Genomic DNA, 11,139 nt, shown 5'->3' with positions numbered 1-11,139 from the left:
GTTTCAGTCTATCACGCTCCTCCTTCGATAATCGAACGATGTACTTTTTCATCGACCACCTCCTTGTTTGCACAAATATAGCGCAAACAATTTCGGAAGTCAATGACATGCCCAATAATATCATGTTGACGGGACACTAGTGCCAGGTCTGCTGAATAATCCACGACACTGTTTGCCTCGATCAACATGCTGTCCAAGAACAACTTGTATTTGAGTAGTATTGCTTCCATCGTTGTTTCGTCCACATCATATTGTGTCGATCTCTCTAACAGGAGTATTTCCTGCCCCCGAAGCAGATTGGAACTTCCATCCCCCAAAGTGACGAATGCGTGTCCTAAAATCAGACAATTAGGATGGTCGGCCTGCGCATATAATTCTGCAGTGGAAAACACAAATATCAAGGCACAGGCTGATCGCCACAGGATCAGTGCATCCCGTTTCTTGATCTTCATCCTTGCCTCCCATCTTTAGCTCAGACCAATCCAAGACCAAGGATGACGTCCGGCTGGACTACATGCCCCTCGGACAACTGTAGTCGTTTCCATTAAGTGTGAACGTACCAAAAGCTTTCACCATCAGTAGATGTGAACGTGGCTCGTGTACATCCCCTGCAAGTTCCGACTGCCGACAGAGACAGCTTGCCGTTTTTGGCAAAATCAATCTAAGAATAGGGCGATACCTTTGAGATGTCAAGTCCAAAGATATACTATGAAGATCAATCCACCGCTCCACTAGGGGCACCTGCCATTGTCAAGGCGGGAACCCGACTGGTCGGAGAATTGTTATTGACTGGCGAGTATTACAAAGTAATATTCGGGTTGATGACGATAATTCAACTCTTATGGATCAGGAGCAGCGAGTGAGCTCAAGCAAAAAGAGCAAACCTGAGGTTGTGACATTCAAGGCTGATGAGGCGCTACTGGATGCTATGAAGGGGATTCCGAACAGGTCGGAGTTCATCAGGTCGGCAGTCCTCGCCGCTTTGGACAGTACGTGCCCTCTTTGCGGTGGGACCGGAATCCTGACACCGCATCAAAAGCAGCATCTCACGGAGCTTGAGCAGGATCACTCAATAGAAGAGTGCGGCGATTGCCATGAGATGCATATTGTATGTGCGAGACAGAACAGGAAACGGCAGAATGGATAACGATGGAATGAATTCAGTGCTCAGTCGTGCGATAGTAACCAGCTTGATAGTTTTGGTGATTCTAACGGTCTGCGCTCTGATCGTGGAGCCGGCAGCTTATGCGGATGAACCATCCGATGGCGCTGTCAGAGTTGTGACGAGCATCCTTCCGCAGGCATATTTCGTCGATAAGATCGGTGGAGCGACTGTTGAAGTGAATGTCCTGGTCGGTCCCGGTCAATCTCCTGAAACATATGAACCGACTCCAAAGCAGATGGTACACTTGTCCAGATCGGACATTCTGTTCACTGTCGGACTACCGTTCGAGCGGGCGCTGATTGGCAAGATTACAGAGATGATGCCGCATTTGAGAATCGTCGAAACGCAGGCTAACACCCCGAAAGAGTTGCGTTCGCAGATTGGAAGTCACTCTTACCATGATTTTGATGATCCTCACGATCATGGCGACCTCGATCCTCACATCTGGCTTGACCCATCGTTAGTCAAAATTCAGTCAAGAAGCATCTGCGATGCGCTTGTAGAAGCCATGCCCGATAAGAGAGAGTTCCTTGAGGCGAATTACGATGCATTCGTGAAGGAACTTGATTCGGTTGATGCTGAGGTTTCGAGGATACTCGAGTCGGTGCGCGGAAGGGAGTTGTTTGTGTTTCATCCTGCATTCGGGCATTTCGCCAGAGCATACGGCCTGAAACAGATTGCTATCGAGCAGGATGGCAAGGAACCAGGGGCGGGCGAGTTGGCGAAGCTTGTCGAGCGCGCCGAAACCGACGGCGTTTCGGTGATTTTTGTCCAGCAACAGTTCTCGACTGCGGCTGCGAGTGCGGTTGCAGAGGCTATTGGTGCCAAAGTCGTCACACTCGATCCGCTGGCAAGGGATTATTCGGCGAATATGATCAAGATGGCAATGATAATTGCGAAATCGCTGAGCGGGAGATGATCCGGTGGCAGATGCAACTGTAAGTGTATATAGAGCCTGTTGAAAAAGCCGTATGCAATGCAAAATTCGTCATCGCGAGGAACGAAGTGACGTGGCGATCTCTATGTCGCATCAAAGTGCACACAGGAGCTGTGCTCCTGTGAATATCGCATGGAAGAACGCAGAGGCACAGCCTCTGCTTGCACACTTAAAGCACACAGAGATTGCCACGCTTTGCTCGCAGTGACGATCTCCGGGGTTATTCAACAAGCCCATATAGAGCGAGTCAATTGATATGAATGCAGAAAGCAAGAAGGCGATTGTTGAGATTGAAGGGGTAGGTTTCTCCTACGGTGGCCCTGCGGTACTTGAGGATGTAAACATTTCTCTTATGGAAGGGGAGTTTACATCGGTAGTTGGACCGAATGGCGGCGGCAAGACGACTCTTCTCAAGCTGATTCTCGGCTTACTTAAGCCGACCGAGGGCAGAATCAGGGTCTTCGGACGATCTCCTCGCGAGGAGCGCAGACGAATTGGCTACATGCCTCAGGACACTCAACTCGATCCAAAATTCCCGATCAATGTCAGAGATGTTGTGCTGATGGGTTGTATCGGCAACGGTGGCAGATTCGGACGATCCGGAAAGTGCAACCTCGAGACTGCCGCCACAGCGCTTTCCGATGTTGGCATGGTCGAACAGATAGATCGCCCGTTTGCATCACTCTCCGGCGGTCAGAGGCGTCGCGTTCTGATTGCGCGCGCGCTTGCCTGCGATCCCGATCTGCTTCTACTCGACGAACCAATGGTGAATCTTGATCTTCTGATGGAGCAGGAGCTTTATGAAATATTGCGTAAGCTCAGTAGCAAGATCACCGTTGTGATGGTTTCTCATGATCTTGCATTCGTCTCCAAGTTCGTCGAAAAGGTCGTTTGCGTCAATCGCACGGTTGCGGCGCATGCTACTGCGGCAATCGATGGGAATGTGTTTAGCCAAATGTATGGTCAGGACATAAAAATGGTCCTCCATGATCGCCATCTCAGGGATGAAGATTAACATGGCCCAGTTCTTCGATGCAGTCTTGAACTTCAGTTTCATGCAGAATGCTCTGCTGGTAGGAATACTCGCGAGTATTGCCTGCGGAGTAATTGGAACTTATGTGGTCGCCAGACGGATTTCATACATCGCCGGAGGAATCTCTCATTCTGTGCTGGGAGGGATCGGACTGGCCCACTATATGATTGTTGTCCACAAGTGGCAGTTTCTGGATCCGCTGTATGGAGCTGTTGCCGCTGCACTTCTGGCAGCACTGATAATCGGATGGGTCAGCCTCAAGGCGCGCGAGAGAGAAGACACTGTGATCGGTGCGATCTGGGCAATCGGTATGGCTGTCGGTATAGTTTTGATTGCGAAAACACCTGGATACAATCAGGACCTGATGAGCTATTTGTTTGGGAATATCCTGATGGTGTCGACGGCCGACCTGTGGCTGGTGGCCGGGCTCGATATCGTAGTCATAGCGATAGGCATCGCGTTTTACAGTCGATTCCAGGCGGTTTGCTTCGATGAGGAGTTCGCGCGCGTTCGCGGTATCAATGTAGAGTTCTATTATCTCCTGCTGTTGTGTATCACCGCTCTGACCGTGGTGGTGCTTGTTACGGTTGTCGGAATTGTGATGGTCATAGCACTGATGACACTGCCGGTTGCAATCGCAGGTTATTTCACTCGCAGCCTCTGGCAGTCGATGATTGCAGCCACCCTGCTGAGCATGACTCTGACGACATCGGGTCTGGCGATCAGCTACGGCCCTGATCTTCCATCCGGAGCCACGGTCATATTGCTGGCAGGCGCCTTGTACTTGATCGTGTCTGTCGGCGCGAATCTGCTCAAGTTCAGGAGGGCCTGACCAGCCGTCTCCATCGGATTGAAATTTCTAAACTCATGGCTGTTTCCAGTGTTACTGATCTGAGAACTATGGCGATTGGCACTGTTCACGCGAGGAATCTCGATTGTTGACAAAGAATTGGTGGACTTTCGCAAAGGATATTAGCATTATTCTCCGTATAAGAGAATCCACAACGAATCGTGCACGGGAAAGGACGATATGATGAAAAAGCTCGGTATTTTGATGACTATCCTGATTCTGACATCACTGATAGGCTGTGGCAAGAAGGAAGAAGAGAAGAAGAGTGAGAAGGTAGAGAAGAAGAAAATAGAAGTGGTCACGACGACAGGAATGATCGCTGATATTGTCAAGAATATAGGCGGAGATGCCGTGAATGTTACGGCGCTGATGGGTCCGGGCGTCGATCCGCATACATATAAGGCAAGCGCCGGTGATGTTGGCAAGATGGCGAATGCTGACGTGATATTCTACAACGGCCTCCATCTTGAAGGCGCTATGTCAGAGGTGTTTGAGAGGATGAGCGGCGAAGTCAGGGCCGTGGCTGTGACCGATAGAATCATGGAATCACATCTTCTGGAATCGCCTCAGTTTGAGGGCGCATTTGATCCACATGTCTGGTTTGATGTGAGGGTCTGGATGATGGCGGTTGAACTGGTCAGAGACATCCTGATCGAATATGATCGCGGGGCTGCCGTGATGTTCGATAACAATACCGAGGGTTATCTGACTGAGCTCTCCGAACTTCATGATTATGTATACAAGCTTACAAAGTCTGTTCCGGAAAGGCAGCGGGTTCTGATTACAGCTCACGACGCATTCAGTTATTTCGGGCGGGCATACGGGTTTGAAGTCAGAGGATTGCAGGGTATAAGCACCGCTTCCGAAGCCGGGACGGCGGATGTACAAAATCTGGCCCAATTCATAATGGATCACAAAATACCGGCCATTTTCGTGGAATCATCGGTATCTCCGAAGAGCATCGAAGCTGTGCAGGCTGCAGTAGCCGCCAAAGGTTTCAAGGTGAAGATTGGTGGAAAGCTGTTCTCAGATGCTATGGGTAACCCGGGGACATTTGAGGGGACTTACATTGGTATGGTAACTTACAATGTAGAGACCATCGCAAATGCTCTGTCTGCGGGCAAGGAACCGCAACCCCGTAGTCGATAGATTGAGAGTATTGTGTGACCGACAGTAATCTCGCGATTAAAGTCGAAGATTTGACAGTCGCTTATCGAGACAAACCGGTCTTGTGGGATATCGATCTGGAAGTCCCCGCCGGAGTGCTGATGGCGATTGTCGGGCCGAATGGTGCCGGTAAGACGACCCTCATAAAGTCGATCATGGGTTTGGTGACACCTGCTGCCGGATCGGTGTTGATCTATGGGCTACCATATGAAAAGCAGCGGCGCAAGATTGGCTACGTTCCGCAACGCGGGAGTGTTGACTGGGATTTTCCGACGACAGTGCTCGATGTTGTCATGATGGGACGTTACGGCAGCCTCGGATGGGTAAGGCGTCCTGCGCGCAGGGAGCGTGATCTGTCTCTGGAGGCATTGAACAAAGTCGGCATGGGTGATTTTGGCGACAGGCAGATAAGCCAGCTTTCGGGTGGCCAGCAGCAGAGAGTTTTCCTCGCTCGCGCTCTTGTGCAGGACGCGGGCGTGTATTTCATGGATGAGCCGTTTCAGGGAGTCGATGCCACCACTGAAAGGGCGATTATCTCACTTCTCAGGGATCTGCGCGAATCGGGAAAGACAGTCGTCGTTGTCCACCATGATCTTCAGACGGTACCGGAATACTTCGACTGGGTCACCTTGCTAAATGTCAGGCGGATTGCGAGCGGACCTGTTGAGGATGTCTATACCGAAAGCAATCTCCGCGCGGCTTATGGCGGAAGAGTCTCCTACCTCACACACGATAGCGATACAGATACTCCCATGCAGGAAATAGACAGCGGAGCGAAGTGACATGATTCCTAGTGATCTGTTCACTGACTACACTCTGAGAACCGTCGCACTCGGTTCAGGAATCCTCGGAATTGTCAGCGGCACCCTCGGTTCATTTGCCGTGTTGCGCAAGCAGAGCCTTCTGGGGGACGCGATGTCACACGCTGCCCTGCCCGGAATAGCGATAGCGTTTCTCCTCACAAGAAGCAAATCTCCATTAGTTATGATTCTCGGTGCAGCAGTCGCCGGTTGGATCGGCACGCTGCTTGTCATGGGTATTGTCAAATCGACACGAATCAAGTACGACACTGCACTTGGCATGATACTCTCGGTCTTCTTTGGAATGGGTCTTGTGCTTCTGACATTCATCCAGAAGATTCCCGACGCTGCGCAGGCAGGCCTCGACAAATTCCTGTTCGGTCAGGCCGCAGCTATGGTCGAGCGAGATGTTGTGATTATTGCTATAGTCGGGGCAGTGGCAATTCTGATCGTTATTGCATTCTGGAAGGAATTCAAACTGATGAGTTTCGATCGTGATTTCGGATCGTCCCTCGGATTTCCAATTAGACTACTTGATATCCTGCTGACATCTCTGCTTGTGGTTGCAATCGTGCTCGGACTGCAGACCGTCGGTGTTGTGCTTATGAGCGCTATGATAGTAGCGCCAGCCGCCGCTGCCAGACAGTGGACCGACCGTATGAGCGTGATGGTGGTGTTGTCTGCGCTGTTCGGTTTGATTGCCGGTGTGAGCGGCGCAATTATCAGTTCAAGCACAGCCAGGTTGCCTACCGGACCGACGATTGTGCTCTGTATCAGCGCTATTGTATTCGTGTCGATGCTCTTCGCTCCGAACAGAGGACTCGTGTGGGCGTGGGTGCTTGCCAGGAGAAACCGAAGGCAGTTGCGAACGGACGCTGTGCTTTCGAGCCTGTATTCTCTTGCATTGCAGCACGGAGATCGAAAGCATCCGCATCCGTCATCGGTTCTTCAAACGATGGGGACCGGTGATTTTGGGATCGATCGGAGCCTGGGTCGGCTCGAGGAACTCGGTCTTGTTTACAGGATTGATGTCGATGGCTGGGCGCTGACAGCATCGGGGTTCGAAAAGGCGGAGAAAATCGCGGCGACATTCGGAGAGTTGAACAGGTGACCCCATTTCAGCTTGAGATACAAATAACCGCCGTTGTCGTGGCCGTCGCATGCGCACTGCCGGGCGTGTTTCTTGTGCTGAGACGTATGGCGCTAATGAGTGATGCAATCAGTCATTCGATTCTGTTGGGTATTGTTCTCGCATTCTTCGTTGTTCAGGATTTGGCATCCCCGTTGCTGATTATCGCCGCCACTCTGACCGGAGTATTGACGATCAGCCTTGTCGAACTGCTGAACAAGACCGGCCTCGTGCGTGAAGATGCTGCAATCGGTCTCGTTTTTCCGGCGTTGTTCAGCATTGGTGTGATTCTGATCTCTCGGTATGCCGGAGATGTTCATTTGGATACCGATGCTGTTCTGCGCGGCGAGCTTGCGCTCGTTCCATTTGATCGCTTCAGCCTGTTTGGATTTGATCTCGGGCCGCGTGCATTTGCGCTGATGCTCGGGATACTGCTTCTTAATATACTGTTTATCACATTGTTTTATAAGGAGCTGAAGCTTGCGACTTTTGATGCCGCGCTCGCTGCGGTGCTCGGTTTCTCTCCGGGGCTGATACATTATGGTTTGATGACGATAGTCTCCGTGACGGCAGTTGGCGCATTCGATGCCGTCGGCTCTATTCTGGTGGTCGCGCTTATGGTCGCGCCTCCGGCTGCAGCATATCTTCTGACAGACAGGCTTGGTCGAATGATACTTCTCAGCGCGATAATCGGCGCAGCGAGCGCGGTCAGTGGCTACTGGCTAGCCGACGTTCTCGACGCCTCGATTGCGGGGTGCATGGCGACAATGTCGGGAGTTGCGTTCGGTATAACTTTTCTAATAGCCCCTCACAGGGGGATTGTAGCGATAGCTCGCCGTAGGCATCGGCAGCGCTGGGAATTTGCAAGGATTACACTCGCGATACACTTGCTCAATCATGAAAGTACACCCGAAGCGGAGACAGAGAATTGCTTTGATACCTTGCATGAACATGTGTATTGGGACAGGACATTTATCGATAAGCTCGTCAGTCAGATGGAGCGCGGTAAGCTGGTCTTTATAGATAATCGTCAGCTTGTCCTGACAGACAGTGGACGGCAGCTTGCAGGTCAGGCGATGATGGGGTGACAACTCCATCGAGTATCATATAGAGCGCTGTAGGTGCGCGGGCAGGAACCCTTTCCTGCCCGATTAGATTATCATAGAGCCGTCAGGAAGGGATTCCCGACGGCGCAGGTGACGACGCGAGACACGCGGAGTTGGCGCACGAAAATCTACGCCGACCACATAATGCAAGGAGACCACATGTATATCAAGGCAATCATAACTCTCATTTACGGTATTGTAATCGCCGGTGGCGGTGTCGCCGGTTATGTTGCGGCTGACAGTCTGCCGTCGCTGATTTCAGGTGGAGTGCTCGGCATCATCATAATCGCGGGCTCGATCATGATGTTCATGGGGGTCGCGGTGGGCCAGGGAGTAGCTATATTTGCGACCCTGTTTGTCGCCGGATTTTTCGGATTCAAGCTCGTGAAAGCGATGTCTGCCGGTGAATCGCTGACACGCGCGGCGGTTTTGGTGGCGCTCAGCCTGATCGAACTTGCAGTGCTGTTTGCGGTGAAGAATAAGTAGATCGAGGTGGTTCAGGATACCGACTTTTGCGCTTGTTTCAGAAGCTCCATGCATCACGATGACGCTGATTATAGTGTGCGCAGTGGCTGTGCCTCTGCGCTTCCTCTTGCAGCATTCACAGGAGCATAGCTCCTGTGTTCACTTGAGTAGAAGAGATCGCCACGCCGCTTCGCACCTCGCTCGGGGGTTTGGCCGTACATCTCAATGAGACTATCGTGCCATTTCGAATATCTTGATGATGTCCTCTTTGTAGAGGTTTCTCGCGTTGTCAATGTAGTCTTTGCCGTAGCCGCTGACACGTATGATATCGTCAGCCATGACTTCGAACTTCTCACTGCCTATGCCGACATCTGATAAAGTAAAATAGACACTCGTCTGTTTCATCCACTCGGTGAATTTTGATATGCCAGCATCAATCGCAGCTTCGGGCGACATAGAGTCTGTATCGACGAAGAAGACATTCTTCGCAAACTGCACATACTTGTCGGGAGCGACTTCGGCAGTATATCTCATCAAATGCGGCATCAAAATCGCAAGCCCGCGTCCGTGAGAGATGTCATAGTGTCCGGAAATTGAGTGCTCCATAGCGTGCAGCGGAAATCCACCGAGCCGTCCTGCATTGACAATGCCGCTCAACGCGACAGTCGACGCCCAGGATAGATGCGACCGCGCGTCGATATCATTGCCGTTGGCCATAGCAAGTCCAAGGTGGTCCATGACGGTCCGAATGACGCCTTCAGAGAATCGATCCTGCAGCGGAGTGTGGACAGGACTCGAAAAATACGACTCCATGACATGCGATATGATATCTATGCCGCCGTCGCCGGTGTAATCTGCCGGCACCGATGCAGTCAGTTCGGGATCTATGATCGAGAAGACCGGGTACATGAGAGGATGAATCAGCGGCGCTTTTTCATTGGTCTCCCAATTTGTAATGACCGAACCGCCGTTAGCTTCAGATCCGGTTGCCGCGAGTGTCGGGACGGTGACAATCGGCATCACCGAGGTTACATCGCGCATCTCTTTGTCGGGATTGCTGTATATGTAATCCCAGATCGATCCACCAGACGAGGCGACCACCGCGATGGACTTGGCCGCATCCATCGGCGAACCTCCGCCGAGTCCGATAACGAAATCGCAGCCTTTCTCTTTCAAAGTAGCAGCGGCGCGATCGACTGTTTTTGAGCGTGGGTTCGGTTCGATCTCATCGAAGACTGTGCTCGAAACACCGGCCGCTCTTAGCAAGTCCATGGCCTTGTCGAGAACGCCTGAACGTTTTGTGGAAGACTTGCCCGTGACAATTAGTGCGTGTTTACCGATTGCTGCGGCCTCGATGCCGAGTTTAGCGAACTCTCCCGCACCGAAAATCAGCTTTGTCCTGTTCGACCATATGAACTTCATCGTGTCCTCCATCTTTCGAGTGATTATACGAGGATGCGTCTCGAATGGCAAGATCTACGGCCGGGGCGATGCATTTCTTGGGCGTTAATAGATTGTCATGTCACAAGTTAGACAAAATATCAATAAATAAGATACATGGACTTCCATATAAGAAAGCTGTTGACTTCACCGAAAAGTGCCGATATATTTAGATATGTTAGATGGTCTCCTTCATTAATCTGTCGCAAGGTTTGTAGATTCCATTCAATCTTTGGTAAGGTATTGATTCGGAGACAGGCGCAATGGTGCGCAAGAATTGGTTTATCTGAGGCACGAAATTACTCTTTTACAGGAAGACATCGTGAAGGGATAAACAAAACCGGAGAGTAGAATGAATATCTACGTCGGCAATCTGTCTTACGACACGGCGGAAGATGATCTTCGCCAGGCATTTGAGCAGTATGGCGAAATCGTCAGCGTAAACGTGATCAAGGACAAGTTCAGCGGGCAGTCGAGAGGATTTGCCTTTGTGGAAATGGCCAGCAAGGAATCTGGTGAGGCGGCTATTGCCGGTCTCAACGGCGCTGAGTTGCAATCACGCGAACTAACTGTCAATGAGGCACGTCCGCGCGAAGAGCGTGGCGGTGGTGGTGGCCGCGATCGTCGTGGCGGTGGCGGATACGGCGGCGGTAGCAACCGCTGGTAGACATCCTTGCGTAAACGATAGACAACTAGATTATCTGCAAGAATGATAGGGGATCGGTTATTAGCCGATCCCCTAAGTTTTGTTAAGGGGGATTATGTAGTACAGAAGATAGAATCGAGCAGAGACTACATTTACCTTCACATAATAAGCCCCGTTTGAGTCGGATGAGGCGGTCGCAAGATGAAAACGCACCGCTTGCTTTTGATCTTCCCATCAGGCATATTGTCCGCTGAACCGGGGGGCGCTTATCGCGGAGAAATGCATGACCGCTGAGAGACAAGACAAGCCATATCTGTCCGCCGAGTTCAGTGCGCTGACAACTCGGATCATGCGCCTTGCGGATCAGGGGCTCCTGAGGGCAGATTTTCTCCGACAGGTTT

The 11,139-nt window shown here is 51.4% G+C and carries 12 protein-coding genes; 10 read left to right on the top strand and 2 right to left on the bottom strand.

Translation table 11 applies throughout. The features are described 5' to 3' along the window. Positions 1-11: 11 nt before the first annotated feature. Positions 12-452 carry a hypothetical protein gene (locus KKH67_10740; protein ID MBU1319653.1) on the bottom strand — a complete coding sequence of 147 codons (441 nt, stop codon included), beginning with the start codon at positions 450-452 and terminating at the stop codon, positions 12-14. Positions 453-841: 389 nt separating this feature from the next. On the opposite strand from KKH67_10740, the gene KKH67_10735 reads away from it, so the two are divergent. From KKH67_10735 to KKH67_10695, 9 genes are all read left to right on the top strand, one after another. Next, entirely contained in the window at positions 842-1,147 is a 306-nt protein-coding gene (locus KKH67_10735) for a ribbon-helix-helix domain-containing protein (GenBank protein MBU1319652.1), read from the top strand. Next, positions 1,140-2,084: a zinc ABC transporter substrate-binding protein gene (locus KKH67_10730; protein ID MBU1319651.1), complete on the top strand. Its 945-nt coding sequence runs from the start codon at positions 1,140-1,142 to the stop codon at positions 2,082-2,084. The genes KKH67_10735 and KKH67_10730 overlap by 8 nt, the downstream gene beginning before the upstream one ends. A 274-nt stretch (positions 2,085-2,358) precedes the next feature. Continuing rightward, on the top strand, positions 2,359-3,117 hold the full coding sequence (locus tag KKH67_10725; protein ID MBU1319650.1) for an ABC transporter ATP-binding protein: 759 nt from the start codon (positions 2,359-2,361) through the stop codon (positions 3,115-3,117). Between the two features lies 1 nt (position 3,118). Next, a complete protein-coding gene (locus tag KKH67_10720) occupies positions 3,119-3,967 on the top strand; it encodes a metal ABC transporter permease (GenBank protein MBU1319649.1) in 849 nt (282 codons plus the stop codon). Positions 3,968-4,165: 198 nt separating this feature from the next. Beyond that, the gene (locus KKH67_10715) at positions 4,166-5,134 is read left to right on the top strand and encodes a zinc ABC transporter substrate-binding protein (GenBank protein ID MBU1319648.1); all 969 of its coding nucleotides are present in this window, start codon (positions 4,166-4,168) and stop codon (positions 5,132-5,134) included. Between the two features lie 14 nt (positions 5,135-5,148). Continuing rightward, positions 5,149-5,934 carry a metal ABC transporter ATP-binding protein gene (locus KKH67_10710; GenBank protein MBU1319647.1) on the top strand — a complete coding sequence of 262 codons (786 nt, stop codon included), beginning with the start codon at positions 5,149-5,151 and terminating at the stop codon, positions 5,932-5,934. A 1-nt stretch (position 5,935) separates the two neighbouring features. Then, on the top strand, positions 5,936-7,063 hold the full coding sequence (locus KKH67_10705) for a metal ABC transporter permease (protein MBU1319646.1): 1,128 nt from the start codon (positions 5,936-5,938) through the stop codon (positions 7,061-7,063). Next, the gene (locus KKH67_10700; protein MBU1319645.1) at positions 7,060-8,169 is read left to right on the top strand and encodes a metal ABC transporter permease; all 1,110 of its coding nucleotides are present in this window, start codon (positions 7,060-7,062) and stop codon (positions 8,167-8,169) included. The genes KKH67_10705 and KKH67_10700 overlap by 4 nt, the downstream gene beginning before the upstream one ends. 177 nt (positions 8,170-8,346) lie before the next feature. Then, the gene (locus KKH67_10695) at positions 8,347-8,673 is read left to right on the top strand and encodes a hypothetical protein (GenBank protein ID MBU1319644.1); all 327 of its coding nucleotides are present in this window, start codon (positions 8,347-8,349) and stop codon (positions 8,671-8,673) included. A 210-nt stretch (positions 8,674-8,883) separates the two neighbouring features. On the opposite strand, the gene KKH67_10690 is transcribed toward KKH67_10695, so the two are convergent. Further along, positions 8,884-10,074, bottom strand: a complete 1,191-nt coding sequence (locus KKH67_10690) for an iron-containing alcohol dehydrogenase (protein MBU1319643.1) — start codon at positions 10,072-10,074, stop codon at positions 8,884-8,886. A gap of 370 nt (positions 10,075-10,444) precedes the next feature. Here KKH67_10690 and KKH67_10685 point away from each other — a divergent pair, with 370 nt between their 5' ends. After that, positions 10,445-10,759, top strand: a complete 315-nt coding sequence (locus KKH67_10685) for an RNA-binding protein (protein MBU1319642.1) — start codon at positions 10,445-10,447, stop codon at positions 10,757-10,759. Positions 10,760-11,139 lie beyond the last annotated feature (380 nt).

Source organism: Candidatus Zixiibacteriota bacterium, assembly GCA_018820315.1.
Lineage (GTDB): Bacteria > Zixibacteria > MSB-5A5 > JAABVY01 > JAHJOQ01 > JAHJOQ01.
The sequence above is the reverse complement of the archived record's forward strand: the minus strand, read 5'-3'. Positions and strand labels throughout refer to the sequence as shown.

Bases quoted from the DNA above. Each gene is read 5' to 3' on its own strand.
- KKH67_10740 (MBU1319653.1), bottom strand. From the start codon at position 452: ATGAAGATCAAGAAACGGGATGCACTGATCCTGTGGCGATCAGCCTGT.
- KKH67_10735 (MBU1319652.1), top strand. From the start codon at position 842: ATGGATCAGGAGCAGCGAGTGAGCTCAAGCAAAAAGAGCAAACCTGAG.
- KKH67_10730 (MBU1319651.1), top strand. From the start codon at position 1,140: ATGGATAACGATGGAATGAATTCAGTGCTCAGTCGTGCGATAGTAACC.
- KKH67_10725 (MBU1319650.1), top strand. From the start codon at position 2,359: ATGAATGCAGAAAGCAAGAAGGCGATTGTTGAGATTGAAGGGGTAGGT.
- KKH67_10720 (MBU1319649.1), top strand. From the start codon at position 3,119: ATGGCCCAGTTCTTCGATGCAGTCTTGAACTTCAGTTTCATGCAGAAT.
- KKH67_10715 (MBU1319648.1), top strand. From the start codon at position 4,166: ATGATGAAAAAGCTCGGTATTTTGATGACTATCCTGATTCTGACATCA.
- KKH67_10705 (MBU1319646.1), top strand. From the start codon at position 5,936: ATGATTCCTAGTGATCTGTTCACTGACTACACTCTGAGAACCGTCGCA.
- KKH67_10695 (MBU1319644.1), top strand. From the start codon at position 8,347: ATGTATATCAAGGCAATCATAACTCTCATTTACGGTATTGTAATCGCC.
- KKH67_10690 (MBU1319643.1), bottom strand. From the start codon at position 10,074: ATGAAGTTCATATGGTCGAACAGGACAAAGCTGATTTTCGGTGCGGGA.
- KKH67_10685 (MBU1319642.1), top strand. From the start codon at position 10,445: ATGAATATCTACGTCGGCAATCTGTCTTACGACACGGCGGAAGATGAT.